Here is a 24990-nt window from a genome sequence, read left to right on the forward strand (position 1 = left end):
CTTGGCTGTCTTTTTTACTTTTGGTTGCCGGAGCCGAAAACTAAATCCCCTCGCACCCGTTAAAGTGCTGATCCATATCCAAAGAGGGTTTCTCACAGCCCGGTTTACCTACGATCTTTGCCGGGACACCTGCAACCGTGGTGTGTGCCGGGACCGGGTGCAGAACCACGGAGCCTGCGCCGATTTTGGCACCGCGTCCGATTTCGATATTACCGAGGATTTTTGCACCCGCACCGATCATCACGCCTTCGCGGACTTTCGGGTGGCGGTCGCCGCCGGTTTTGCCGGTACCGCCGAGGGTAACGGATTGCAGGATGGAGACATCGTTTTCCACTACAGCCGTTTCGCCGATGACAATGCCGGTTGCGTGGTCAAACATAATGCCATGACCGATTTTTGCTGCCGGGTGGATATCCACACCAAATGTCACGGAAACCTGATTCTGAAGGTAGGTTGCCAGGGCGCGGCGGTTCTGGTTCCACAGCCAGTTGGCGATACGGTAAGCCTGCAGGGCATGGAAGCCTTTCAGGTAGAGCAGCGGCGTGGAGTATTTATCCACTGCCGGGTCGCGCAGACGGACGGCTTTGATATCCATTGCGGCAGATTTAATCATCTGCGGATCATTGTGATACGCCTCTTCCACGATTTCACGGACAGAAATCGCCGGCATGGTCGGGGTTGCCAGTTTGTTGGCCAGCATAAAACTGAGCGCGCTGCCCAGGTTTTCATGCTTGAGTAATGTCGCATGGAAAAAACTGGCCAGCATCGGCTCACAATCAGCAAAGTCCCGCGCTTCCTGCTTTATATAGCTCCAGACTTCTTCCAGTTCTTCGTAGGACATAATTACCTCACAGACTTCGGATAAAAAACGGGCTTAAAAATGCTCACCTTCTTCTTTGGTGGCACGACCCAACAGGGCACGGGCAGCTTCGAGCACATCTTTATTGCAGTAGAGTATTTGATAGATTTGCTCGGTGATAGGCATTTCAACGCCTGCACGCTCTGCCAGCGCACGCACTTCTTTGGTATTACGGTATCCTTCCACCACCTGACCGATACGCTCCTGCGCTTCATCCACGCTCACGCCCTGCCCCATCATCATGCCGAAACGGCGGTTACGGGACTGGTTGTCAGTACAGGTCAGCACCAGGTCACCCAGACCAGCCATTCCCATAAAGGTAGACGGATCTGCGCCTAATGCCACACCCAGGCGGGTCATTTCTGCCAGGCCACGGGTGATAAGCGCGGTTCGCGCATTGGCACCAAACCCCATACCGTCAGAGATCCCCGCGCCAATCGCAATGACGTTTTTCACGGCACCGCCGAGCTGGATCCCGATAAAGTCCGGGTTTTTATAGACGCGGAAGCTTTTTCCGCAGTGGAAAAGCTGCTGAACCTCATCGGCAAAGGCAGGTTCTGTCGCCGCGACAGCAATCGCTGTCGGCAGGCCGGCAGCCAGCTCTTTGGCAAAAGAGGGACCGGAGATCATGGCCAGCGGAATGTTATCCCCGAGGACGTCACGCACCACTTCACCCAGCAAACGTCCGGTTTCTGCTTCCAGACCTTTGGTCGCCCAGATAATCCGGGCATCAGGCCGCAGCAGCGGTTTGACACGTTTGAGCACATCCCCGAACACGTGGCTCGGCACCACCAGCAGAATATTACGGCTGGCCGCGAGGGCTTTTTCGAGGGAGGCTTCCGGGATCAGGGTATCCGGGAACGGGACATCCGGCAGAAATGCCTGATTGGCGCGATCGGCCTCAAGCTGGCGGATGTGTTCCGGGTCATGCCCCCACAGCACCACACGGTGCCCGTTACGGGCCAGTGTGATCGCTAAAGCGGTGCCGTATGAACCGGCACCGAGTACAGTCATAGAAGCGTCTGTCATTATGCTTCCTGTGTATCTTCCTGCGCAGCCTGCTGTTGTTCCTGCTGCTGCAGATAGTTCATGAACAGTGCATCGAAGTTAACTGGTGCCAGGTTCAGCTGAGGGAATGTACCGCGACCAACCAGGCCTGCGATGCACTCACGGGCATACGGGAACAGGATATTCGGGCAGTATGCACCCAGGCAGTGCGCCAGCTGAGTACCTTCCAGACCGCCGATGGTGAAAATACCGGCCTGCTGAACTTCACACAGGAATGCGGTTTCTTCGCCCATGGTCGCGGTCACGGTGACGCGCAGAACGATTTCATAAACGTCATCAGCCAGTTTGGTTGAACCGGTGTCCAGATCCATCTTCACTTCCGGCTGCCACTCCTGCTGGAAAACGGCAGGTGCATTCGGCGCTTCAAAAGAAATATCTTTGGTGTAAACGCGCTGAATGTTAAAAGACATTTCTGTGTTTTGTTGTTCTGACATAGTGTTACCTTTTGATATCCATATAAAGAGTGTGTGTTACAAAGGGGATGTTCCAATCATCCTTTGCCGGATTACTTTTTGCTGCGGGAAAGCGGTAAGTTATCACCGGTCCAGCCTGAGAGGCCGTCTTTCAGCACAAATACACGTTCAAAACCGGCTTTGAGCAGGCTTTCAGCCGGTTTGACCAGCTCCATACCGTTGGCGGAAACCAGGATAACAGGGCGGTTTTTGTGTTTTTCCACTTCACCAAGGTTGTTGTCTTTAATTTCTGACGGCGTCAGATTGACCGCGTCAATGATATGACCACGGCGGAAATCGTCCCGGGTACGGGTATCCACGACAATCGCTTCTTCTTTATTCATCAGTGCGATAGCAGCAGAACGCGGAATTGTTTTCACTTTTGAAAACAGTCCTTTGACAGTCAGTACGATGACTGAGATCAGTAACGCGACCCATACAAGGCTGATAATAGGGTGCTTACTGACAAATGGCATAATTTCTTGCAGCATGGGGGACAATAACTCCCGTTGGTTAATAACAAAGATCAAAGGGCAGAAGTATACCTGTGTGCCGGTTCAAATACAGCCGGTCTTGCCCGGGTTATGGCTGTTTTCATCGTAATTTTGCGGCGCATGCCGCGAAAATTCATTTTTCCGACAGACAGAGGGGTTAATTTACCATTGATTCGCGGCTAAGGTAAAAAACAAACGCAACAAATTCGCGGTGAATCTCTGCCGCCGGATTGTCCCGAAGTGTAAATCCCGGACAACAGGACTGGTAACGCTCTAAATGGCATGGAATAATTGTAGTTTAGAATAGTTAAATACGATCGTTTCTTTGGCGCAACGGCAGGGTCAGATAAATTGGCGCATAAGCACGTTTTCCGCACACATTCCCGCCGGGTATCCCCCGGTGTCCGCACATTGCTGGCAGCACTGCTGTTGCCGGTCTCTTTTGCTGTTTCTGCCGCCAATACAACCACCGCTGACGCCAGCAAGAATGAGCTGAAAAATCTCCAGCTGAATATCGCGGAGAAAGAAAAGAGCGTCAAAGAGCAGCAGGGAAAACGTGCGAATCTGTTAACCCAGCTGAAAAATCAGGAAAAGGATATCGCCGCTGCCGGTCGTGAACTCTATTCCACGCAAAAAACCCTGAAACAGCTCGATGGTGAAATCACCTCTCTCAGTTCTGACATCAGGCAGCTGGATGCAAAGCAGAAATCTCAGCGGGCGCTGCTGTCAAAACAGCTGGATGCGGCATTCCGTCAGGGGCGTCATCAGGGTATTGAACTGATTTTCAAGGGTGAGGAAGGTCAGCGTGATGAGCGGATCCTCGCCTATTACACCTATATCGGTGCCGCGCGGGAAAAAACCATTGCAGAGCTGGAAGAAACCACTCAGCTGCTGCACGCCCGCCGTCAGACCGAACAACAAAAACGTGCAGAGCAGAAAAAACTGCTCGGCAAACAGCAGAGTGAAAAGAAAAAGCTCGACAACGCCCAAATCGCGCGTAAATCCACGCTGACCGAGCTGGAGCGCTCGCTGAAAGCTGATCAGAAAGATTTGCTGGTGATGCGGCAAAACGAAAGCCAGCTGCGCAACAAGATAGCCAAAGCGGAGCGTGAGGCCAAAGCCCGTGCGGAACGCGAGGCCCGTGAAGCCGCCCGTATCCGTGAAAAACAGGCGCAGGCGAAGAAAAAAGGCTCTACCTATACCCCGACTCAGGATGAACGTTCGCTGATGTCCCGTACCGGGGGACTGGGCCGTCCTGCCGGTCAGGCTGTCTGGCCGGTTCGTGGTCCGCTGGTACACCGTTTCGGTGACAGTATTTCCGGTGAACTGCGCTGGAAAGGTATGGTGATTGGCGCGCCGGAAGGCACACAGGTAAAAGCGGTGGCGGATGGTCGTGTCCTGCTGGCGGACTGGCTGCAGGGCTATGGCCTTGTGGTGGTGGTTGAGCACGGTAAAGGGGATATGAGCCTTTACGGGTATAACCAGAGCGCACTGGTGAATGTGGGTGATCAGGTGAAAGCCGGTCAGCCGGTTGCACTGGTGGGCAGCAGCGGAGGTCAGGAAAAACCGGGCCTCTATTTTGAAATCCGGCGCCAGGGACGGACGGTTAACCCGCAGCCCTGGCTGGGGAGATAGCACACCGTGACTTACCGGCAGAAAACAAAAAATATCTTACTGACTTCGTTACTTTTTATCACTTCGTCACTGATAACGTTTTCTGCCGCTGCAGCGCAGCTCGCCATTGTGATCGATGATTTCGGCTACCGCAAACAGGATGATAACCGCATCCTGGAACTGCCGCCGCAGGTCTCGATCGCTATCCTGCCAAACTCCCCGTTCGGCAAAGAGATGGCGGAGAAAGCCCACCGTCAGGGCCGGGAAATTCTTATTCATATGCCGATGGCACCGATCAGCAAACAGCCGCTGGAACGCAATACCCTGCGCCCGTCCATGAGTGCCGCAGAAATTGATACCCTGATCAAAGCCGCGATTGCCAGCGTGCCGTATGCCACCGGGATGAATAACCATATGGGCAGCGCAATGACCTCTGATCTGACCGCCATGCAGCATGTGATGGCATCCCTCTCCGGCTCCGGTTTTTATTTCCTCGACAGTGTGACCATCGGCAGCACCAAAGCCACACAGGCTGCACAGGGAACGCCGGTCCGGGTACTGCGCCGCCAGGTTTTTCTGGATAATGTGCAGACAGAGGAAGAGACCCGCAAACAGCTGAACCGGGCGGTTGCGCTGGCACGTCAGCAGGGATCGGTGATCGCCATCGGGCACCCGCATCCGTCAACGGTGCGCGCACTGCATAAACTCATCCCGCAACTGCCGCCGGATATTCAGCTGGTGTCACCGGGATATATGCTGACGCATGCCGGTAAACCCTCCGCCGTAAAACCGCAGCCGGAGAAACCGGTCGTACCGGTCAAACCTGCGGAGAAGGAAAAACCGTGGCTGACACCAATGACAGAACAGTGCGAAGGTAAAGCAGAAATCGGCGGGGAGTTCTACGTCAGCTATATCAACCTGCTGGCAGAAGCGGTCATGAGAGATCAGCTGAACGGCAACGTGGCAGAAGTGCTGTCCTCCATCCGTATGGCGCTACCGCAGGCGGATACCACACCGCCTGCGGCAAAAGAATCAGTCAGTACTGATCTGAAGGCGGCGGAACATCATGCCGATAACCGCGCGGCTGATCCACAGAGTCAGCACGACACAGACCGCCGCCATCATCCATAACTCTGTTTCCCCGACGTGCCGGAAACTGTCGCTGATTAATACGATAAAAAGCGTCCCCGCCGTTACGGCGGCCATAGCCAGAAGACTGAATACGGTGCTGAGCAGAACAGATATTACCAGAGGTCTGATTTTCAGTATTCCGCCGTCCGGCGGAAACCGGTGCCGGACAAAAAGAAAAATAATACCGCACAACACCAGCAGACCTGCCGCCGTGATGTACACATTATCAGAAACCGGTTCCGCTATTCCGCCCGGGAAATGTTTTGCTATCACCGCTGTCAGAAATGATGCCGCCATCCACAATAAATACACTACCCCGGTACTGAACAACACGGCGTAAATATCCGGTGATTTTCCGTCCGGAATAACGGCCGGATAACTGACTTTAAGATAATAAGCCGCCGTCAGACGGGTGGCGATACCGAGTAATACAAAAGAAATCAGGTACAGAAAAATATCGACCGTTTTTATCATCAGAATAACATCGGAAAATCCGGAGCCATCTGCAATGATTTGCGCCGCCAGATTACGGAGCCACTCCGCCTTAAGGGCACCGAGCATACTGTTTACCGTATACAGAAATATTGTCAGGCCGATAACTGCCAGCACTGTTTTCCGGTTCAGTTCGGTTATCCGGTTATGATAAAAAAGGAGTGATGTCAGGGTGAAAATACCGGTCAGCTGGATCAGCTGAAAAGAAAATACCCGCGACAAATACGCCGCTAATGTTAAATCAGGCGAGCCGGCACTGACAGACGGATAAGAAACCAATATCAGCGAACCACCCAGGATAAGCATATAAGCCAGTACAAATAATAACGGTAACCGGAAAACGGTGGTCGTGTTCATGTCTGTTCCTTTAAAGCCCGCAGACCGGGCACATCATCAATCATGTTCCGTGTATAACAGATTATCGCCGGAAAACCCTCAGATGTCACCGGCGGGAATAAAGACGGGAGATGCATTCAGCGCTGATTCAGGCTGCGGTAACTGTGCAGTTCTTTATTGCCGTCCATGACCAGAACATCCTCCGGCGGCTGATAACAATCAGACAGCGGGGAAACACAGCGCCGCTCATCATGCTGACGTAACCCCAGCCAGTCGCTGATCAGCCAGTAATCCGCACTGCCGGAATAGAGGGATTCTATTTTCCGCCCGCGCGGATACTGCCCGGCCAGTTTTTCGCTGTACCAGATATACATCGGGATGTCATAGGAGTCCCTGACCGGATCCGCAATGCCGTGAACATATTCAGTATCACCGCTGAGGTGTTTCCTGACCATACCGTGATCTGAAAAATAAAGCATCGATGAGCGGCTGTCCGCCAGCTGCGCGGTAATATCCCCCAACAGGGCATCCGTATAATAGACGGAATTCAGGTAACAGTTTTCTTCCCGTCCGCCGGAGAACGGCAACAGTATTTTGTCTTCTGTCCGCTCACAGGCCGGCGGGTGACTGCCGTAGAGATGCAGAATAATCAGTTTACGCCCGGGTTGTGCGAGTGCAGCCTCCAGATCCGGCAGCAGTGTCCGGTCATCAATGATAATCTCATTCCGGCGTGTTACCTCTGCCCGGAATGAAATGGCCGCAATCAGCCCGTATCCCATTCCGCCGACTCCCTGATTGCTGTACCAGTACGTTTTCAGGCCGGCGGACTGCGCCAGTGTCAGTATATTATCCGCATAATCCGCGAAGTTACCGGTTTGCCCCGGCTGAACATTCGCAATCGATGCCGGTACAGATAAAATAGTGACCGGTGCCGGAGAGACCGCATTGGTAAATACCAGCATATTTTTCTGCTGCGCAACCGCCAGCGGGGTGGTGTCCTCTGCCCTGCCATACAGACTGAGATCATGACGGCGGGCCGATTCACCAATCACCAGCACATAGTTTTCAATTTCATCATTGACCATGTCATAGCGGAACACCGGCTGCCGGGTTCTGACTTCATTGATCAGCAACTGCATATGATGCACACGGAAAAAAGTGCCGAGAGGATAAAACGGTGAGTGTTTGGTCAGAGATTCCCCCCAGACAAAATCATCCGAGCGGTATTTACCGTTAAAATAATAAAGTGAACTGCTGATCACCAGATACGCCAGGAAAACCACAACCGTATTACGCAGTGTCCGTGCGGAAAAACTGCGCCCGATATACCGGCAAAACAGGTAAAACATCACCGTTCCTGCGAAAAATACCACCAGATACGGCCAGTACATCAGTGTCATTGCCCCGGCTTCTGCCGGGGTGGTTGCCATCAGGGTTTCCGCCAGTGTTTCACTGAATCCGGACTGATAAACCTGCCATAAAAAAAACCGCATTCCCTGAATCATACAGAAAAACAGCACCAGTATACCGGCAATAATCCGCCCGGCCGGGTGGCGGGTCAGCCAGCCGCAGGTCAGCAGAAACATCACGGTAAACAACACCGTTTTTATACTGTGTGCCACACCGTGGTTATCATCGATATAAAACAGAACAACGGCCAGAAGCGCGGTTAATAACAAACTGATTTTTTTCATACTGTAATACTGACCGGAAACAGATAAAAGAAACTGAATAATACCTTAACTTTTTCGGTTGTACTGTGCGGTACTCCCGTCAGCGCTATTTTTTCATCCACGTCTGCCCTCCTTCAATGCTATGATAAAAGCAGTGATTTTTTCATTTTCTTAAATGAACCGAACAGAGGAATGCGTGATGATTATTGTCACCGGCGGTGCCGGCTTTATCGGCAGCAATATTGTAAAAGCACTGAATGATGACGGTTACACAGATATTTTAGTCGTGGATAACCTGAAAGACGGCACCAAATTTGTCAATCTGGTCGATCTGAATATCGCCGATTACATGGATAAAGAAGATTTTATTGCCGGTATTGTCGCCGGGGATGATTTCGGGGATGTTGAGGCGGTATTCCATGAAGGTGCCTGCTCATCCACCACCGAGTGGGACGGCAAGTACATGATGGATAATAACTATCAGTACTCCAAAGAACTGCTGCATTATTGTCTGGATCGCCGGATCCCGTTCCTGTATGCCTCTTCTGCCGCCACCTACGGCGGGCGCAGTGACAATTTTATTGAAGATCGGCAGTATGAAAAACCATTGAATGTATATGGTTATTCCAAGTTCCTGTTTGATCAGTATGTCCGTGAAATACTGCCGGAAGCAGAGTCTCAGATCTGCGGTTTCCGTTATTTCAACGTCTACGGCCCGCGTGAAGGCCATAAAGGCAGCATGGCGAGTGTCGCTTTCCATCTGAATAATCAGATTTTAAACGGCGAAAACCCGAAATTATTCTCCGGCAGTGAAAACTTCCTGCGCGATTTCATCTATGTGGGTGATGTGGCGGATGTCAACCTGTGGTTCTGGAAAAATGCCAAATCCGGTATTTTCAACTGCGGCACCGGTCGTGCGGAATCTTTTCAGGCTGTCGCCGATGCCGTGACCAACTTCCACAGTGATCGCCAGTGCGCGCTCGATTACATTCCGTTCCCGGAAAAACTGAAAGGCCGCTATCAGGCTTATACCCAGGCAGACCTGACCAATCTGCGTGCCGCGGGTTATCCGGGCGAATTCAAAACGGTCGCCGAAGGTGTTCGTGAATATATGGCTTGGTTAAATCAGGGAAATTAATTAAACGCACATGAAAATTCTGGTGATCGGGCCGTCGTGGGTCGGTGACATGATGATGTCACAAAGCCTTTACCGTACCCTGAAAACACGTTATCCGCAGGCAACGATTGATGTGATGGCACCGGCGTGGTGCCGTCCGCTGCTGGCAAAAATGCCGGAAGTGGATGAGGCTATCGCCATGCCGCTCGGTCACGGCGCTCTGGCTCTCGGCGAGCGCCGCCGTCTGGGGCATTCCCTGCGTGATAATAAGTATGATCGTGCTTATGTGCTGCCGAACTCGTTAAAATCAGCGCTGGTGCCGTTTTTTGCGAAGATCCCGGTGCGCACCGGCTGGCTGGGTGAGATGCGTTATGGTCTGCTCAACGATCACCGGAAACTCGACAAAGCCGCTTTTCCGCTGATGGTGCAGCGCTATGTTGCCCTCGCGTATGATAAAGCGGATGTCCCTGCCGCCACCGCTCTGCCACAGCCTCTGTTGTGGCCGAAGCTGGTGGTGCGGGATGAGGATATCGCAGAAAGTATGGCGGCGTTTAATATCAGCGATCACCGCCCGGTTATCGGTTTTTGTCCGGGAGCTGAATTTGGCCCGGCAAAACGCTGGCCGCATTATCACTACGGTGAATTAGCGAAGAAACTGATTGATGAGCGCGATGTTCAGATAGTCCTGTTCGGCTCGGAAAAAGATCACGCTGCCGGTGAGGAAATCCTCGCCATGCTCAGTGATGAACAGCGCGAAAACTGCCTGAATCTGGCCGGAAAAACCTCGCTGGAGCAGGCGGTAAACCTGATTGCCGGTTGTCATGCCATTATCACCAACGATTCCGGTCTGATGCATGTGGCTGCCGCACTGGATCGCCCGCTGGTTGCTTTATACGGCCCGAGCAGCCCGGATTTCACGCCGCCGCTGTCAGAGAAAGCCCGCGTTATCCGTCTGATCTCCGGTTATCACAAAGTCCGCAAAGGAGATGCCCATGAGGGCTATCATCAGAGCCTGATTGATATTCAGCCGGCGCAGGTGCTGTCTGAACTGGACGATTTGCTGAAGAGTTCCCCGCCATGCGCCGTGTGTTAATCGTCAAAACCTCGTCGATGGGGGATGTGCTGCATACCCTGCCCGCACTGACCGATGCCGTGCAGGCATTCCCAGAGATCACGTTTGATTGGGTGGTTGAAGAGGGTTTTGCCCAGATCCCGGGCTGGCACGCTGCTGTTGATCGCGTCATTCCGGTCGCTATCCGCCGCTGGCGGAAAAACTGGTTCCGCCGTGATATCCGTGATGAACGCCGTCAGTTCCGCGAAGCCGTACAATCACAGACGTATGATGCTGTCATTGATGCGCAAGGACTGATTAAAAGTGCCCTGCTGGTCACGCGGCTGGCACATGGGCGCAAACATGGCTACGACCGGCACAGTATCCGCGAGCCGCTGGCGAGTTTTTTCTATGATGAGAAACACGCTGTCAGTAAAACACAGCATGCTGTTGAGCGCATCCGTCAGCTTTTTGCCCTGAGTCTCGGCTATGAGAAACCGCAGACACAGGGGGATTACGCGATTGCCGCCCATTTTCTGAATAACCGGATAATCTCACCGGATAACGCGCCGTATCTGGTCTGTCTCCACGCCACCACCCGTGATGCCAAACACTGGCCGGAATCACACTGGCGGGCGCTGTTTGCACAACTGGCTGATACTGATCTGCATGTCCGTCTGCCGTGGGGCGCACCGCATGAACAGGAGCGGGCGCTGCGCCTGGCGGAAGGATTCACCCATGTGCATGTATTGCCGAAATTATCACTGGCGGATGTGGCGGCAGAAATTGCCGGTGCGGAAGGCGTGATTTCAGTCGATACCGGGCTGAGTCACCTGACAGCCGCGCTGGATAAACCCAATATCACCCTGTACGGCCCGACAGACCCGGGGCTGATCGGCGGTTACGGTAAGGGGCAGTTTGCCCTGACATCAAAGGACGGGGATTTATCCTCTGTCAGTGCGGATGATGTGCTCGCCGCCATGGCAGAGCACATGCCGCGTTAAGATTATGATGCGTGACGCTGTGCGAGTTTCCGCTGATAAAACTCCGCCAGCGTCATCCCTTCTGCCCGCTGTGCGATATACGCAAACAGCTGCTCCAGATCATCATACAGTGCATCAATCGCTGCCTCATCCCTGAATGTCGGGCTGCCGCCCGGCATAAATTCAGATGAATGCAGCATAAACTCGATATGATCATTTCCCTGCGCCAGGCAGGCATCCACCACCTGCTGCATCTGTGCCAGATTCCCGCCTTTCGGTCGCAGCCAGTTCACGGACGGCGAGCGTTTTTTGCCGCGTAACTTATCATAAAACTGTTTCAGGCCGTTCATCAGCGGGGAATGACGGAACTGCACACTCATCGGCACCTGTAACAGCGCTGAATCCCCGGGACGACGGATATCATTCAGATCCATAAAATAGGCTTCAGACGGAAAATTCAGGTAATTGGTGCCGCCGTTACCGATGGGTGCCGGTGCCCCCGGGGTATATGCCCAGTTCACCCGCGGTGTCACCGAGCAGTCTGTCTGATAACCAAACTCTGCCAGCAAACGGGCATATTTTTCATTGAATGCCCAGCGGCCCGCACGGTGGCTGACCATTTTGGTCTGTAATTTATCTTCCAGCAGTGATGTCATGACGTTAATTTTTTCTTTCATCACATCGTCAGGATATTCAATCAGATAGGGCTGGAAGCGATCATCATCGGCTGTCAGTGCCTTCAGCGGCGGGCTGTTCCAGGCGTGTAAATGCATACCGATCTCCCCGGTCTGCCGGGCGATCACATCCTGCGCAAATTCAATATAGGCATCATCGGTTGCCATTTCATAATTGGTCAGCCAGACCGGCTTAAAGCTGTACTTCTCACACAATGCCTGAAAGCGCGGTAAAAACCGGGTATTCTGCGTGGTGATCACCGGACCGGATTCCCAGAGGTTATCCCCTTCCGTATCAAGGGTGATGATAAAAGCGGGTTTCGCCATGGTTGTGCTCCTCACACGTGTGTTGACGGGACGGGCTGAATTAAATCGCAGTACTGGCGGACGATCGTCTGCTGCTCAAACTTCTGATACATCTCCGGTGTGATCACCGGCGGATGTTCATAAACCAGGCGGATTTTTTCCGCCAGGCTCACCGGTGTCATATCGGATAAATAGGCGGTCAATTCGCCGGTCATAATCTCGCCGATCCCGCCCGGACAATGGGTACTGACCACCGGTGTACCGCAGATCAGGGATTCAATCAGAACAGAAGAGAGCCCTTCACTGTCGGAACTCAGTACCACCGCTTTCGCCCCACGGATAACCGGCATTGGTTTTGACTGAAAACCGATAAATTTCACCCGCTCTTCCAGACCGAGTTCAGCCACCTGGCTTTTCAGCGTTTGTGTGGCTGCCGGGCTGCCCTGACCCGCCAGCAACAGTTTGCACGGCAGATTAGCCAGTGCAAACGCGGTCAGTAATCTGTCCTGCCGTTTCACCTCATGAAAACGCCCGAGGTGAACCATGTAATCCTGCCCCCGGTACGGGTTATCTTCCTGCGCCTGGCGCTGAATATCCGCAACATCAAACGGGTTATAAATGGTCACGCACTGCTGCGGCGTGACCCCGACGTTTTCACACAAATCCCGGCACACCGCACCGGACACGCCGATAATATTCCGTCCGTTATACACACGGCGGATTTTTTCCTGTTTCAGACGACGGCGCAGGCCGGTTTTATTGCCGAGGTAACTGGCTGAAAACATGCCGTGCAGGCAAAACCAGACATTCAGCCCGGTCAGTGCCTGTGATACCGCCACAATACGGTCGGTTTTATGCAGATTGGACACCACCAGTGCCGGTTTGCCTTTACGGGCAAACAGACCGGATAAAAACGTATCCATCTTTCCGGCACGTCGCCGGATTTCTGTCTGGCGGTGGAACAATCCCCGGTAGCTGTCTGCAGAAACCTGATAATCCACGCCTTCAGGGATGTCATAATCACGGGTATTGCTGAGTGACAGCAGAGTGACATCATAACCGGCCAGAACCAGCCCGTGGCTCAGGCTCAGCACCACCCGTTCAGCGCCGCCGCCCGGTAAACCGTCAATAATAAATAAAATATGCTGTTTCATTATGCCAGGACCCGCCCGTAGAGATCGATAAGCTGCTGTGATAACGCCGCCGGTGTATAAGGTAAAACCCGCTGCCGCGCGCATGCAGACATCCGGCTGCTGAGGTGATCACAAGGCAGTTGTGAAACCGCGTCTGCCAGACCGGCAATATCCAGCGCATCACAGACAAAACCTTCTTCACCCTGCGTGATAAACTCCGCCCCGCCGCAGGTGGTACTGGTAATCACCGGCAGTGCGCAGGCCATCGCTTCCGGTACCACATTCGGGAACGGATCATACAGCGTCGGCAGCAGCAATCCGTCACTCATCTGATAAAACGGCAGTGTCTGTTTCTGCATGCCCGCAAAACGGATACGATCAGCACACCCCAGAGATACCGCCAGCTGACGATATTTTTTTTCTGCTTTATCCTGACCTATTACCAGCAGCCAGGCATCATTGCGGCTGACAGCCATAATCGCCGCCGCCAGACCTTTGCGTTCAAATCCGGAACCAACGTACACCAGGCATTTTGCCGCCGCCGGGATCTGATGCGTCTGCCGGAGCGCCAGACGCTCAGCTTCCGGCAGCGGATGAAACTTCTCAGAATCAATGCCGTTATAGATGACGGTAATCTGTGACTCTGACAGACCGAAGTCTTCCATCACCTCTTTCTTTACCATCACCGAATTACAAATCACCTGCTTAAAATGCGGGTCATGGTACATCTCCTGCTCCGCCTTCATCACATAACGGTGATACGGTGAGGCAAACAGCAGTTTCGCCCGCCAGGCCGGCAACACCCGCGCCCGCTGTAACAGCCAGCGGCGGTGAACACCATCCCCGGCACGGTAAATATCACAACCGGCGATGCGTTCATGGCTCTGAACAATATCAAATTTTTCATTCTGCCAGCAGGCACGGGCGGCGTGAGCAAATCCGCGCTCACGGCTGATCCGGCCCCATTTCGGCGGATTCACCACATGAATATGCCAGCCGGGAGCCGCAGCGCCCTGCCAGGAGCGGGTGATAACATTCAGATCCAGATTCCGGTTATCCAGTGCTTCCAACGCCCGGGAGACAAAGCGCTCCGCGCCGCCATCCGGACGGTATTTCTGACGGACAATCGCCAGACGCATCTCTTTCATAAATATCTCCGTGCTGCCGCAATCACAGCTTCTGCCGGGATCGGGCTCAGGTAACGTTCATCCGTTCCGGTATCGATATCATCCGGATGCGGTTGTTCGCCGTAATCTGATGCCTTAATAATTTCACCGGTTGCCTGCCACGGTGCCCAGAACACCAGTTTTGTCGGGCCGAACAGGGCTATCATGGGTGTTTTCAGGGCGGCAGCCATATGCATCGGCACGGAATCCACACCGATAAACAGTTTTGCACGATCAATCAGGGCGGCAAGCTGAGGCAACGTCAGTTCTCCGGCAACAGAGACAATGCTGCCGTCTGCCACCGCCTGCTGACACGGTGCCAGAATGGATGCAATCATTGCTTTTTCGCGCGGGTCCGGCCCGCTGCTGAGCACAATCTGATGCCCTTCATCCGCTAATGTGCGGATAACGTCACTCATTTTGTCGTCATCCCAGCATTTATAGAACCAGCGGGACGTCGGCTGTACCACAATATACTCACCGGTCACCTGTTTACGCTGCAAAAGCTGCTCTGTCTTCTGCCGGTCTTCCTCTGAATACGCCATGGTGACATGACTGACAGTCACCGGCAGATTCAGCGGCGCTAACCCGTTAAGATTCTGCTCCACCGTATGCGTGGTCAGTTCCTGTGAAGTATCTGCCAGCAGGGTGTAACATTTTTTCCAGAAAATACTCTGCCGTTTCCGCAGATCCAGCCCGGCGCGGATACGGGCACCGGTGAACCGGGTGACAATCGCGCTGTACCACTGATCCGCGAGATTCACCACCAGATCATAACGGCGCTGTCGCAATGATTTCAGTAAACGCCACTCATGCCCGATACGTTTGCAGGTTCCCTCTTTACGCCAGTCTCTGTCCATGGCAAAAATATGGCTGATGCCGGGATGACGGCTGAGCATCGGTGCCGTTTCCTGATACAGCAGGACATCCACCTCAGCATCCGGGTAATTCGCTTTCAGAGTATTAATCACCGGTGTTATCAGCAGCATATCGCCGTGATGACGGAGTTTTATCACTAAAATGCGCTGTACCGGCGCGGGTGCTGTTTGCATAAGAGTTCCATTGGGGTCAGACAGAAATCAGGGAATAACAGGTATCAATATCTGAGGCACAGATTACCACAAATCGTTCCCGGCAGTATTAACAGATAGCGCAGTGTGTTGTACCGGGCAGCGGGGCTCCGGCTGTCAGCGGCACCGGGTTTATGCTTTTTAATGCGCTATTCGTGTTAGTTTTATGCTACTATTGCCGTAATCTTATCTGCGAAACTGATAAAATGTTACTGCGTGTATACCAGGTTCTGCTTTACCTGATCCAACCTCTTATCTGGTTACGTCTGTTATGGCGCAGCCGCCGCTCCCCGGCCTACCGCAGACGCTGGGGTGAACGTTATGGTTTCTGCAAAGGAAAAACCGGCACCGGCGGTATCATCCTGCACTCGGTTTCTGTGGGCGAAACACTCGCCGCAGTGCCGCTGGTCCGGGCATTACGCCACCATTATCCGACGTTACCCATCACCGTCACCACCATGACACCGACCGGCTCAGAGCGGGTTTTATCAGCATTAGGTGATGATGTTTACCACGTCTATCTGCCTTACGACTTACCGGGGTCAATGAAACGGTTTTTCAATACCGTTCAGCCGAAACTGGTGATCGTCATGGAAACCGAACTGTGGCCGAACATGATAACCGAACTGCACCGCCGGAAAATTCCGCTGGTGATCGCCAATGCCCGTCTGTCCGCGCGCTCGGCTGCCGGTTATAAAAAAGCAGGCAGTTTCGTGAAAACTATCCTGAACCGGATCACGCTGGTCGCGGCCCAAAATCAGGAAGACGGTGAACGCTTTATTGAACTCGGCCTGCGCCGCCAGCAACTGCATGTGACCGGCAGCCTGAAATTCGATATTTCTGTCACGCCGGAACTGGCTGCCAAAGCCGTTACCCTGCGCCGTCAGTGGGCGGCCCGCCGTCCGGTGTGGATTGCAACCAGTACCCATGAAGGCGAAGAAGACATTATTCTCAGTGCCCATAAAACCCTGCTGAAGCACTTTCCGAATCTGCTGCTGATCCTGGTGCCGCGCCATCCGGAACGGTTTGCCAAAGCACGCGAACTGACCGAAAAAGCCGGTCTGACCTATGTCATGCGCAGCAGTAACACCATTCCGTCACCGGAAACACAGGTGGTGGTCGGAGATACCATGGGTGAACTGATGCTGCTGTACGGACTGGCGGATATCGCGTTTGTCGGCGGCAGCCTGGTTGAACGCGGCGGACATAATCCGCTGGAAGCCGCCGCACACGCCCTGCCGGTGCTGATGGGGCCGCACACCTTCAATTTCAACAATATCTGCGGCAAATTACAGCAGGCCGATGCCCTGCTGACCGTCACGAATGAACAAAGTCTGAGTGACGCCGTCAGTAATCTGCTCAATGATGAGGATTACCGGCTGTACTGCGGGCGGCATGCCGCCGAGGTACTTCATGAGAATCAGGGCGCACTGCACCGTCTGATGCAGTTGCTCGGCCCGTATCTGCCGCCGCGGAGCCACTGATGACAGATAAAAAACGTCTCTCTGTTGTAATGATCAGCAAAAACAATGCCGATGTTATCGGTGATTGCCTGAACTCCGTTCAGGGACTGGCGGATGAAATCATTGTGCTCGATTCCGGCAGTCAGGACGACACACTGACCATCGCCCGCGATGCCGAGGCTCAGGTGTATGAAAACCGGGAGTGGCCGGGCTTCGGCCGTCAGCGGCAGATTGCCCAGCAGTATGCCACCGGGGATTATATCCTGATGCTCGACACCGACGAGCGGATCACGCCGGAGCTGAAACATTCGATTGAACAGGTCCTTGCCGCACCGCAGAAAAATACCGTATACCGCTTTGCCCGCCGAAATCTGTTTCTCGGGCGCTTTATGAAACACAGCGGCTGGTATCCGGATCATGTCCTGCGGTTATATCCGCGTGAGCAATATCAGTACAACAGTAACGCAGTTCATGAATCTCTGGAGACTCAGGGTGCCAATGTCATCACACTGAAAGGGGATGTCCTGCACCTGACCTGCCGCGATTTACCTGAGTTTCAGCAAAAACAGTTACGCTATGCTGCTGACTGGGCAAAAGCCCGCCATCTGGCCGGTAAACGCTGCTCTTTCCTCTCTGTGCTGACTCACACCGCCGGTGCGTTCTGTAAAACCTGGCTGCTGAGAGCCGGATTCCTGGATGGCAGACAGGGGCTTATCCTTGCATTTGTGAACGCACAATATACCTTTAATAAATACGCCACCCTATGGTCCGTGAGCAACAACGATGAGTCAGCATCATGAAAACACGCGCAATCTATCCCGGCACTTTTGATCCTATTACCTGCGGTCATATCGATATTCTTGAGCGCGCCTCAAAAATGTTTGATCACATCCTGCTGGCGATCGCCAACAGCAGCCGTAAAAATCCGATGTTTACTCTCGATGAGCGGGTTGCGCTGGCAAAGGACGTGTGTGCTCATATCCCGAATGTGGAAGTGCTGGGATTTTCCGAGCTGATGGCGAATTTTGCCAAAAAGCAAAATGCCAATGTGCTGATCCGGGGTGTCCGGTCTGTTGCTGACTTTGAATATGAATGGCAGCTGGCGAATATGAACCGCCATTTTGCGCAGGATCTCGAGAGTGTTTTCCTGCTGCCGTCACAGAACCTCTCTTTTGTTTCTTCATCCCTGATCAAAGACGTGGCTCTGCATGACGGCGATGTCTCTGCATTTCTGCCTGCGTCCGTTGCACAGGCAATGATGCAAAAACTCGGTAAAGCGTAATCAGTGCTGACAGGCGGGGCAGAAAAACGTGCTCCGCTGACCGACCTTCACCACGTCAATCTTCTGTCCGCAGTTCGGGCAACATTCTCCGTGTTTTCCGTACACAAACAGTTCCTGAGCAAAATAGCCGGGTTTTCCGTCTGACTGTAAAAAATCTTTCAGCGTGGTGCCGCCCTGTTTGATGGATTCCGTCAGTACCTGCTTTATGGTGGTAACCAGGAGGATTACCTCATCCATCGTCAGATCTTTCGCCGGACGCAGCGGATGGATGCGGGATAAAAAGAGGGATTCATTGGCATAAATATTTCCCACGCCTACCACAATTTTATTATCCATCAGCCAGCTTTTGATCGGTGTGTTTCGTTTGCGGGATTTGGCGAACAGATACGCGGCGTCAAAATCATCACTCAGCGGCTCCGGCCCCAGGTTCGCCAGTACCGGGCAGGTTGCCAGGTCATCCGCCCACAACCAGGCACCAAAGCGGCGCGGGTCGGTATAGCGCAGAATTTTACCGTCACCGAGCACCATATCCACATGATCGTGTTTCTCTTCCGGCGTTTCCTCCAAAAGAATTCGCAAACTGCCGGACATCCCCAGGTGAATGATGATCCACCCTTCCGGCAGCTCAATCAGCAGGTATTTTGCCCTGCGCTGCACACTGAGTACCGGCCGGTCACTCAGGCGCTCAATCTGTTCTGACACCGGCCAGCGCAGCCGCCGGTTGCGGACTTCAACATAACGTATGGTATTACCAACAAGATGCGGCTCAATGCCGCGCCGGCTGGTTTCGACCTCAGGTAATTCCGGCACAGATAACTCCTCAGCGATTAACCGGCAGCAGCGGTTGTGCGGCGTCTTCTTTCCCGCCGGTGACCAGCGCCACTGCAATACACAGGAGATAAACAGTAATACTCTCACGGCTGAAGAACAAGACATCTGTCAGGCCATAACCGGCCAGACACAATGTCACCATTATCAGCAACAGGTTCTTATTCCGGATCCCGGCATAGAACAGCGAGAGATAAATCAGCACCAGCAGTACACCACCGATAACCCCCTGCAATGACAACACGTCAATCAATTCACTGTGCAGATGCACCGTCAGGTAGACAGTGATTGAATCACTGATTGTACCGGCTGCTATTTTTTCTGAAATAAAGTCATTACGGGCCTGAAACGATTGTCCCATCGGGGCATGCTTAAAAGCAGACAGCCCTGCATACCACATGGTATAGCGATCACCCAGTGATCCCCCCGGTTTTGACACATCATAACCCTGAGTTTCAGTGATTGCTTCATTTATCCGGGATTTATATAAGAACTCATATGATGAACCTGCAAAAATCAGCAAAAGCACCGCGATAATGCTCACTGTTTTTATATTCAGGCTCTTGCGGAAAACAATGGCGGTATAGCAAACAGAAAGCAGAAGGTAGATAGCTATCGCCGCACGGGTTTGTGTCAGAATAATAATTGCATTGGAAATAATCAGATTAGTAAAAAACAATGTGACATTTAATTTATTTTTTACCTGAATACAATAATGAAGGCTGACAAAAAATATTGCACTGATAAAGTATGCTGCTACTGTTGCCCGGTTTGTATCTAACTCCACCCTGTTTTTATGCAAAACAAAAATATCATAGAGTGCATACAATAAAATATAAAGTGGTAATACCTTGATAATACCTGAAACATATACATTTCTGAAAAATGTCCGCAGTTCACGCTTTAATAAGATACATACACAAAAAATAAATGCTCCGAGTATAATTCTCGACGCAGTAGGAGAATGGTTTTTATAAACACTCATCCCGTCATCATTCATCAGAAATGACCAGGCAACCCGTGAGAGTCCGAACAGCAGAAATGACGCCGCAACAAGCAATGCTGCACGATCACGGAAAAGCATCATTTTTTTGAAAAAGACCAGCCAGAATGTCACGATAACGGATAAATAACTCAGTATAAAATAAGCGTCCCGTGACAAGGTATCCACGAAAGAAGCAATTACCATCGAGAAAGTCATCAGCATACCAATGATAATGGGTAATGTTCTGTTCATCACCATTTAAAAAACGCCTGCTGATTTTATTTTTAAAAACATCATTTTTCTGCTTAGTCTTACTTTAGTACTGAACAGAAAGTGAAATGTTTTAATATCATTAAACCGGTCCATAACAAAACGCGGGAGTTTGCGTTTGTTATTTCTGGATAAATAATCAGAACATACTTTAACAAACAGACCTTCAAACATCACTTTTTCATTTTTATTTTTTACAAAGAAATTTTCCATTGATAAAACAATTTGCAGGAAAAGAACGGTTTTATTCATACTTTTCTCTGTGGATAAGCTGCCGCGATGTTTATAATAGCAATAAATCTGAGTGTCTGTGATCAGAATATTCTGAGCGGCACAAATCACATATGCCGTAATAACCACATCCTCATAGCAATAAATTTCGGGAAACATATCATCTGTCAGGATATCACGGCGGATAAAACGGCCAAGTAAATGCCCTTTCACCATCTTATGTTCCAGATAAAGTTCTTTTAATCTGTCCTGTGTGATGGATACAACCGGTTTATCCTCAATCTCTAATACCGGATGACGGTCGTGATGCTCATCCAGACGGGTTATCAGCAGATCAAACGGATGCTCCCGCATAATATCCATAACCCGGGTCAGCGCACCGTTTTTCAGCATATCATCACTGTCTAACGCTGTGATATATTCGCCGCGGGATAATGAATACGCATAATGACGGACTTTACCAATATTAGAAAAGTTGACTGTTTCAACAACCTTAATAAAATTTCGCGGCTGATAATGATTGATAATATCTAACGATTTATCTGTGGAACCATCATTAATAATGATCGCTTCAACCCGTTCCGGAGAACCATTCTCATTCAGGGCATTATCCAGACTCTCTAATGCGGCCCTGATTGATGACGCCGCATTATGTACTGCAATCATGACCGAAATAACCGGGTTACTCATATCATATTCCAACATTCGTTTTTATCTGTGAAGTAAACTGACTCTGATTCCGGCTATCACTGTCACGCCAACTCAGTAATCATATAAAAACTATATAAAAATAATAAATAAATCAGCCGTTATAGTTGTATGTTCTGACGAGATAATAGTACCTGTAAATGATACAACAATCTGAATATTTTAATACTCTTACAATCAGTATTTAAGATAAGTACCCGATTTATCTGCCATTTTATCGCTAATTAACGTTATGAATGATATCATTTTATATGAAAGCACCAACAATTCATAAAATTACGATATATTATACCAGATAACCCAGAAAGTGAAAACAGATGACCATATTGCCCTCTGCCGTTTACCTTTCTCCGGTAAACAGGCAATAAAAAACCCGGCCGGAGCCGGGTTTTTTCAATCAGAAAGCAGAAATTACTTAATTTTTGCTTCTTTGTACATTACATGCTTGCGAACAACCGGATCGAATTTTTTCATTTCCAGTTTTTCAGGCATAGTACGTTTGTTCTTCGTAGTGGTATAGAAGTGACCTGTACCTTCAGAAGAAACCAGTTTGATCTTTTCGCGAATACCTTTAGCCATTTTTCAGCTCCTTAGTACTTCTCACCGCGGGTACGTAAATCAGCTAAAACAGCTTCGATACCCTTTTTATCAATGATACGCATACCTTTAGCAGATACACGCAGAGTCACGAAACGTTTTTCAGACTCAACCCAGAAACGGTGAGAGTGCAGGTTCGGCAGAAAACGACGTTTGGTCGCATTTAATGCGTGAGAACGGTTGTTACCGCTCATCGGACGCTTGCCAGTAACTTGGCAGACTCGGGACATGTCTATTCTCCAAAAATCTAATCAGCTCGAGCTTTGTATTGGGTGAGGCTGCCTCGTCAGGCTTAGGAGCCCATCTCAGCTTACTTTTGACTCGCCGGGAAATTGCTCTGTCAACCAGCAAAAATATGCTGAGATAGGCTCTTCTCGCCAAACCCAAGATCCTCAAAGGTGGCGTAGTATACGCTTTCCGGCGCAAACGCTCAAGACCCGAACAGTAAAGATCGCGTGTTTCTGCGAAAAAAACTGCTCAGATCATCTCGTGTTCTGCGAACGAAAACATATTGAATTTCCCGACAATCAGGTGATCCAACACGTTTATCCCTACCAGCTCACATGCCTGAACAATTTTTTTTGTCAGCAGGCGGTCAGCCCGGCTGGGGTTTTCGTTACCGGAGGGGTGATTATGCGCCAGAATCACAGAAACTGCATTCACTTTGAGCGCCAGACGCAAAATCTCTCTGGGATGCACTTCCACGCAGTTTACTGTCCCTGAAAACAGCTCTTCATAACGGATAAGCTGGTTCTGGTTATTAAGAAAAAGCACAGCAAAGACTTCCCGCTCCTGCCAAGCCATCCGCTGGTTAAGATAGGCCTTTACGGTACAGGCACTGCTGAGAAATTGTGTTTCCTGAAACTGACTGCTGAAATAGCGCCGGGATAATTCGACAATCGCCTGCATCTGGCAAAACTTACTGTCCCCGATCCCGTTCAGGGATTTGAATTCCTCATACCCGGCGGTCAGCAGCCGGTGCAGTGACCCGAAGACCTCCAGCAGATACTCCGCAAACTGCCGCACCGGCCGCTCACGGGTGCCGGTACGCAAAAAAATAGCCAGTAATTCTGAATCACTCAGAACGGATGCCCCGTAAGCGATCAGTTTCTCTCTCGGCATCAGCGCCGTATTTCCGGTTATATTGTCCATTTTTCCCCCGCCGGTTTCCCTGTTTCACCGGAAAAAGTATGTCAGCTCCGGCGGTTTTTCCGTATAAAACAGGCTATTTTTGCGAGATGCGCCGAAGAAAAAACATTATTTAGCTGGATAAATACACAGCACCCTACCTATACGGCGGTGTTGTGGTAAAATCGCGTATCTCCGAAAAATAACTGGATCAAACACAATGTCCGAACTGACAGGAAAACAGATAGTTCTGGGTATCAGTGGTGGTATCGCAGCCTATAAAGCCCCTGAGATTGTCCGCCGTCTGCGTGACCGGGGTGCCATTGTCCGTGTCGCCATGACACCCGCTGCGACCGCATTTATCACCCCGCTCACACTCCAGGCCGTTTCCGGCTTCCCGGTGGCTGAAAGTGTGCTTGACCCTGCTGCGGAAGCGGCAATGGGTCATATTGAGCTGGGAAAATGGGCGGATCTCATTATTCTCGCGCCCGCCACCGCTGATCTGATTGCCCGCCTGAGCGCCGGTATGGCAAATGACCTGGTCACCACTATCTGCCTGGCCTCTGATGCCACCATCGCCGTTTCACCGGCCATGAACCAGCAGATGTACCGTGCGCAGACCACACAGGAGAATCTCGCACACCTGGAACAACTCGGTTTTGCCGTCTGGGGGCCGGACAGCGGCAGCCAGGCCTGTGGTGATATTGGTCCGGGACGCATGCTGGATCCGTCAGAGATAGTCTCACGGGCAGAACAGCACTTCCGTAAAAAACAGGATATGTCCGGCATCCGTCTCGCCATTACCGCCGGGCCGACACGCGAAGCACTCGACCCGGTGCGTTTTATCAGCAATCACAGCTCCGGTAAAATGGGTTTTGCCATTGCCGCAGCTGCCGCAGCACGCGGCGCGGATGTCACGCTGATTGCCGGGCCTGTCACACTACCGACACCACCGGGTGTTAAACGTATTGATGTCAGCAGTGCCTGTGATATGAATGATGCTGCACAAAAAACAGCCCCGCAGCAGGATATTTTTATCGGCTGTGCCGCCGTTGCCGATTACCGCGCCAAAGCGGTTGCGCCCGAGAAGATTAAAAAACAGGGCGACGAAATCACCTTCACGATGGTGAAAAACCCGGATGTGATCGCCGGTGTCGGCGCACTGGAAAAAAACCGGCCATTTGTGATTGGATTTGCAGCGGAAACCCAAAATGTGGAAGAATACGCGCGCGGTAAGTTGGTGAAAAAACAGCTCGATATGATTTGCGCCAATGATGTTTCTGTTGAAAACCAAGGGTTTAACAGTGATAACAATGCCCTGCATCTGTACTGGCATACCGGCGATATCAGCTTACCGAACATGAGCAAATCAGAGCTCAGCCACCATTTACTGGACGAAATACTGAAACACTATGACCAAAAAAATCGACATTAAGATTCTTGATCCGCGCATCGGCGGGGAATTTCCGTTACCGGCCTACGCCACGCCGGGCTCTGCGGGTCTGGACTTACGTGCCTGCCTGGATGAAGCCACTGAGCTGAAGCCGGGCCAGACACTGTTACTGCCGACCGGCCTTGCTGTCCATATTGCCGACCCGACCCTGGCGGCAATGGTGCTGCCGCGCTCCGGGCTCGGTCACAAACATGGTGTGGTTCTCGGCAACCTGGTGGGCTTAATTGACTCTGATTATCAGGGCCAGCTGATGGTATCCGTCTGGAACCGTGGCGATACCACCTTCACAATTGAGCCGGGCGAGCGTATCGCACAGATGATTATCGTTCCTGTTGTTCAGGCTGAATTCAATATTGTTGAAGAATTTACCGAAAGTGAACGCGGAGCCGGCGGATTTGGCCATTCAGGCCGTCAATAATACTAATA

At 51.6% G+C, this 24990-nt stretch carries 26 protein-coding genes; 10 read left to right on the plus strand and 16 right to left on the minus strand.

The features are described 5' to 3' along the window. Positions 1-40: 40 nt before the first annotated feature. The 4 genes from cysE to ACF8OF_RS01835 all read right to left on the minus strand — a co-directional run bounded on the left by cysE (position 41) and on the right by ACF8OF_RS01835 (position 2870). Complete coding sequence (gene cysE, locus ACF8OF_RS01820; RefSeq protein ID WP_262882305.1) at positions 41-841, minus strand: serine O-acetyltransferase; 801 nt, start codon at positions 839-841, stop codon at positions 41-43. A gap of 33 nt (positions 842-874) precedes the next feature. Further along, the gene (gene gpsA / locus ACF8OF_RS01825) at positions 875-1888 is read right to left on the minus strand and encodes an NAD(P)H-dependent glycerol-3-phosphate dehydrogenase (protein WP_262859813.1); all 1014 of its coding nucleotides are present in this window, start codon (positions 1886-1888) and stop codon (positions 875-877) included. After that, the gene (secB, locus tag ACF8OF_RS01830) at positions 1888-2361 is read right to left on the minus strand and encodes a protein-export chaperone SecB (RefSeq protein ID WP_046892880.1); all 474 of its coding nucleotides are present in this window, start codon (positions 2359-2361) and stop codon (positions 1888-1890) included. Before secB ends, gpsA begins: the two co-directional genes overlap by 1 nt. A 71-nt stretch (positions 2362-2432) precedes the next feature. After that, positions 2433-2870 carry a rhodanese-like domain-containing protein gene (locus ACF8OF_RS01835; protein ID WP_262859814.1) on the minus strand — a complete coding sequence of 146 codons (438 nt, stop codon included), beginning with the start codon at positions 2868-2870 and terminating at the stop codon, positions 2433-2435. Positions 2871-3224: 354 nt separating this feature from the next. Between ACF8OF_RS01835 and envC the strand changes: the two genes are divergently transcribed. Continuing rightward, positions 3225-4508 carry a murein hydrolase activator EnvC gene (envC, locus tag ACF8OF_RS01840; protein ID WP_392495536.1) on the plus strand — a complete coding sequence of 428 codons (1284 nt, stop codon included), beginning with the start codon at positions 3225-3227 and terminating at the stop codon, positions 4506-4508. 6 nt (positions 4509-4514) lie between these two features. Then, positions 4515-5618, plus strand: a complete 1104-nt coding sequence (locus tag ACF8OF_RS01845) for a divergent polysaccharide deacetylase family protein (RefSeq protein ID WP_392495537.1) — start codon at positions 4515-4517, stop codon at positions 5616-5618. Here the strand turns inward: ACF8OF_RS01845 and ACF8OF_RS01850 are convergent. Together ACF8OF_RS01850 and ACF8OF_RS01855 are read right to left on the minus strand one after the other, a co-directional pair. After that, positions 5520-6467: a hypothetical protein gene (locus tag ACF8OF_RS01850; protein WP_392495538.1), complete on the minus strand. Its 948-nt coding sequence runs from the start codon at positions 6465-6467 to the stop codon at positions 5520-5522. The two genes, ACF8OF_RS01845 and ACF8OF_RS01850, sit on opposite strands and share 99 nt — an antisense overlap. Positions 6468-6583: 116 nt before the next feature. Further along, entirely contained in the window at positions 6584-8140 is a 1557-nt protein-coding gene (locus ACF8OF_RS01855; RefSeq protein WP_392495540.1) for a phosphoethanolamine transferase, read from the minus strand. 178 nt (positions 8141-8318) lie between these two features. Between ACF8OF_RS01855 and rfaD the strand changes: the two genes are divergently transcribed. The 3 genes from rfaD to rfaC are packed head-to-tail and all read left to right on the plus strand — an operon-like array spanning position 8319 to position 11291. Beyond that, positions 8319-9257 carry an ADP-glyceromanno-heptose 6-epimerase gene (rfaD, locus tag ACF8OF_RS01860; RefSeq protein ID WP_262882300.1) on the plus strand — a complete coding sequence of 313 codons (939 nt, stop codon included), beginning with the start codon at positions 8319-8321 and terminating at the stop codon, positions 9255-9257. A gap of 10 nt (positions 9258-9267) precedes the next feature. Next, a complete protein-coding gene (gene rfaF / locus ACF8OF_RS01865) occupies positions 9268-10329 on the plus strand; it encodes an ADP-heptose--LPS heptosyltransferase RfaF (protein WP_349467281.1) in 1062 nt (353 codons plus the stop codon). Further along, on the plus strand, positions 10314-11291 hold the full coding sequence (gene rfaC / locus ACF8OF_RS01870; RefSeq protein WP_392495541.1) for a lipopolysaccharide heptosyltransferase RfaC: 978 nt from the start codon (positions 10314-10316) through the stop codon (positions 11289-11291). The genes rfaF and rfaC overlap by 16 nt, the downstream gene beginning before the upstream one ends. Before the next feature lie 2 nt (positions 11292-11293). Here rfaC and ACF8OF_RS01875 read toward each other — a convergent pair whose 3' ends face one another. Genes ACF8OF_RS01875 through rfaQ form a run of 4 tightly spaced genes read right to left on the minus strand, consistent with a single transcriptional unit; the run spans position 11294 to position 15601 of the window. Next, on the minus strand, positions 11294-12271 hold the full coding sequence (locus tag ACF8OF_RS01875) for a polysaccharide deacetylase family protein (RefSeq protein ID WP_392495542.1): 978 nt from the start codon (positions 12269-12271) through the stop codon (positions 11294-11296). An 11-nt stretch (positions 12272-12282) separates the two neighbouring features. Beyond that, on the minus strand, positions 12283-13404 hold the full coding sequence (locus ACF8OF_RS01880; protein WP_392495543.1) for a glycosyltransferase: 1122 nt from the start codon (positions 13402-13404) through the stop codon (positions 12283-12285). After that, a complete protein-coding gene (locus ACF8OF_RS01885; protein ID WP_262882295.1) occupies positions 13404-14531 on the minus strand; it encodes a glycosyltransferase family 4 protein in 1128 nt (375 codons plus the stop codon). The genes ACF8OF_RS01880 and ACF8OF_RS01885 overlap by 1 nt, the downstream gene beginning before the upstream one ends. After that, positions 14528-15601, minus strand: coding sequence for a putative lipopolysaccharide heptosyltransferase III (rfaQ, locus tag ACF8OF_RS01890; protein ID WP_262859824.1), 1074 nt, complete (start codon positions 15599-15601; stop codon positions 14528-14530). The genes ACF8OF_RS01885 and rfaQ overlap by 4 nt, the downstream gene beginning before the upstream one ends. Positions 15602-15825: 224 nt before the next feature. Here rfaQ and waaA point away from each other — a divergent pair, with 224 nt between their 5' ends. From waaA to coaD, 3 genes are read left to right on the plus strand one after another with little or no spacing between them, the layout of a single operon-like run. Continuing rightward, positions 15826-17103: a lipid IV(A) 3-deoxy-D-manno-octulosonic acid transferase gene (gene waaA, locus ACF8OF_RS01895; RefSeq protein ID WP_279797275.1), complete on the plus strand. Its 1278-nt coding sequence runs from the start codon at positions 15826-15828 to the stop codon at positions 17101-17103. Beyond that, positions 17103-17882: a glycosyltransferase family 2 protein gene (locus tag ACF8OF_RS01900; protein WP_392495545.1), complete on the plus strand. Its 780-nt coding sequence runs from the start codon at positions 17103-17105 to the stop codon at positions 17880-17882. The genes waaA and ACF8OF_RS01900 overlap by 1 nt, the downstream gene beginning before the upstream one ends. Next, positions 17879-18364, plus strand: coding sequence for a pantetheine-phosphate adenylyltransferase (gene coaD, locus ACF8OF_RS01905; RefSeq protein WP_025152344.1), 486 nt, complete (start codon positions 17879-17881; stop codon positions 18362-18364). Before ACF8OF_RS01900 ends, coaD begins: the two co-directional genes overlap by 4 nt. Here coaD and mutM read toward each other — a convergent pair whose 3' ends face one another. The 6 genes from mutM to radC all read right to left on the minus strand — a co-directional run bounded on the left by mutM (position 18365) and on the right by radC (position 23135). Beyond that, on the minus strand, positions 18365-19174 hold the full coding sequence (gene mutM / locus ACF8OF_RS01910; protein WP_392495546.1) for a bifunctional DNA-formamidopyrimidine glycosylase/DNA-(apurinic or apyrimidinic site) lyase: 810 nt from the start codon (positions 19172-19174) through the stop codon (positions 18365-18367). 10 nt (positions 19175-19184) lie between these two features. Then, a complete protein-coding gene (locus ACF8OF_RS01915; RefSeq protein WP_392511424.1) occupies positions 19185-19871 on the minus strand; it encodes an O-antigen ligase family protein in 687 nt (228 codons plus the stop codon). 564 nt (positions 19872-20435) lie between these two features. Beyond that, positions 20436-21368, minus strand: coding sequence for a glycosyltransferase family 2 protein (locus ACF8OF_RS01920; protein WP_392495549.1), 933 nt, complete (start codon positions 21366-21368; stop codon positions 20436-20438). A gap of 429 nt (positions 21369-21797) precedes the next feature. Beyond that, positions 21798-21965, minus strand: a complete 168-nt coding sequence (gene rpmG, locus ACF8OF_RS01925) for a 50S ribosomal protein L33 (RefSeq protein ID WP_004236665.1) — start codon at positions 21963-21965, stop codon at positions 21798-21800. A gap of 11 nt (positions 21966-21976) precedes the next feature. After that, on the minus strand, positions 21977-22213 hold the full coding sequence (gene rpmB, locus ACF8OF_RS01930; RefSeq protein WP_015422374.1) for a 50S ribosomal protein L28: 237 nt from the start codon (positions 22211-22213) through the stop codon (positions 21977-21979). Positions 22214-22460: 247 nt separating this feature from the next. Then, positions 22461-23135, minus strand: a complete 675-nt coding sequence (radC, locus tag ACF8OF_RS01935; RefSeq protein WP_392495552.1) for a DNA repair protein RadC — start codon at positions 23133-23135, stop codon at positions 22461-22463. A 196-nt stretch (positions 23136-23331) separates the two neighbouring features. Between radC and coaBC the strand changes: the two genes are divergently transcribed. Beyond that, complete coding sequence (gene coaBC, locus ACF8OF_RS01940) at positions 23332-24546, plus strand: bifunctional phosphopantothenoylcysteine decarboxylase/phosphopantothenate--cysteine ligase CoaBC (protein WP_262859831.1); 1215 nt, start codon at positions 23332-23334, stop codon at positions 24544-24546. Beyond that, positions 24524-24982, plus strand: a complete 459-nt coding sequence (gene dut, locus ACF8OF_RS01945; RefSeq protein ID WP_025152338.1) for a dUTP diphosphatase — start codon at positions 24524-24526, stop codon at positions 24980-24982. Before coaBC ends, dut begins: the two co-directional genes overlap by 23 nt. Positions 24983-24990 lie beyond the last annotated feature (8 nt).

Source organism: Morganella sp. TYF_1 (assembly GCF_043105645.1).
GTDB lineage: Bacteria > Pseudomonadota > Gammaproteobacteria > Enterobacterales > Enterobacteriaceae > Morganella > Morganella morganii_B.

What these genes read in the sequence shown, in the direction of transcription:
- rfaC (WP_392495541.1), top strand. Translation starts at nt 10,314, where the DNA reads ATGCGCCGTGTGTTAATCGTCAAAACCTCGTCGATGGGGGATGTGCTG.
- rpmB (WP_015422374.1), bottom strand. Translation starts at nt 22,213, where the DNA reads ATGTCCCGAGTCTGCCAAGTTACTGGCAAGCGTCCGATGAGCGGTAAC.
- gpsA (WP_262859813.1), bottom strand. Translation starts at nt 1,888, where the DNA reads ATGACAGACGCTTCTATGACTGTACTCGGTGCCGGTTCATACGGCACC.
- secB (WP_046892880.1), bottom strand. Translation starts at nt 2,361, where the DNA reads ATGTCAGAACAACAAAACACAGAAATGTCTTTTAACATTCAGCGCGTT.
- ACF8OF_RS01920 (WP_392495549.1), bottom strand. Translation starts at nt 21,368, where the DNA reads ATGAGTAACCCGGTTATTTCGGTCATGATTGCAGTACATAATGCGGCG.
- rfaQ (WP_262859824.1), bottom strand. Translation starts at nt 15,601, where the DNA reads ATGCAAACAGCACCCGCGCCGGTACAGCGCATTTTAGTGATAAAACTC.
- ACF8OF_RS01885 (WP_262882295.1), bottom strand. Translation starts at nt 14,531, where the DNA reads ATGAAAGAGATGCGTCTGGCGATTGTCCGTCAGAAATACCGTCCGGAT.
- ACF8OF_RS01880 (WP_392495543.1), bottom strand. Translation starts at nt 13,404, where the DNA reads ATGAAACAGCATATTTTATTTATTATTGACGGTTTACCGGGCGGCGGC.
- coaD (WP_025152344.1), top strand. Translation starts at nt 17,879, where the DNA reads ATGAAAACACGCGCAATCTATCCCGGCACTTTTGATCCTATTACCTGC.
- coaBC (WP_262859831.1), top strand. Translation starts at nt 23,332, where the DNA reads ATGTCCGAACTGACAGGAAAACAGATAGTTCTGGGTATCAGTGGTGGT.
- rpmG (WP_004236665.1), bottom strand. Translation starts at nt 21,965, where the DNA reads ATGGCTAAAGGTATTCGCGAAAAGATCAAACTGGTTTCTTCTGAAGGT.
- radC (WP_392495552.1), bottom strand. Translation starts at nt 23,135, where the DNA reads ATGGACAATATAACCGGAAATACGGCGCTGATGCCGAGAGAGAAACTG.
- ACF8OF_RS01900 (WP_392495545.1), top strand. Translation starts at nt 17,103, where the DNA reads ATGACAGATAAAAAACGTCTCTCTGTTGTAATGATCAGCAAAAACAAT.
- waaA (WP_279797275.1), top strand. Translation starts at nt 15,826, where the DNA reads ATGTTACTGCGTGTATACCAGGTTCTGCTTTACCTGATCCAACCTCTT.
- rfaF (WP_349467281.1), top strand. Translation starts at nt 9,268, where the DNA reads ATGAAAATTCTGGTGATCGGGCCGTCGTGGGTCGGTGACATGATGATG.
- ACF8OF_RS01875 (WP_392495542.1), bottom strand. Translation starts at nt 12,271, where the DNA reads ATGGCGAAACCCGCTTTTATCATCACCCTTGATACGGAAGGGGATAAC.
- rfaD (WP_262882300.1), top strand. Translation starts at nt 8,319, where the DNA reads ATGATTATTGTCACCGGCGGTGCCGGCTTTATCGGCAGCAATATTGTA.
- dut (WP_025152338.1), top strand. Translation starts at nt 24,524, where the DNA reads ATGACCAAAAAAATCGACATTAAGATTCTTGATCCGCGCATCGGCGGG.
- ACF8OF_RS01835 (WP_262859814.1), bottom strand. Translation starts at nt 2,870, where the DNA reads ATGCTGCAAGAAATTATGCCATTTGTCAGTAAGCACCCTATTATCAGC.
- cysE (WP_262882305.1), bottom strand. Translation starts at nt 841, where the DNA reads ATGTCCTACGAAGAACTGGAAGAAGTCTGGAGCTATATAAAGCAGGAA.
- ACF8OF_RS01850 (WP_392495538.1), bottom strand. Translation starts at nt 6,467, where the DNA reads ATGAACACGACCACCGTTTTCCGGTTACCGTTATTATTTGTACTGGCT.
- ACF8OF_RS01855 (WP_392495540.1), bottom strand. Translation starts at nt 8,140, where the DNA reads ATGAAAAAAATCAGTTTGTTATTAACCGCGCTTCTGGCCGTTGTTCTG.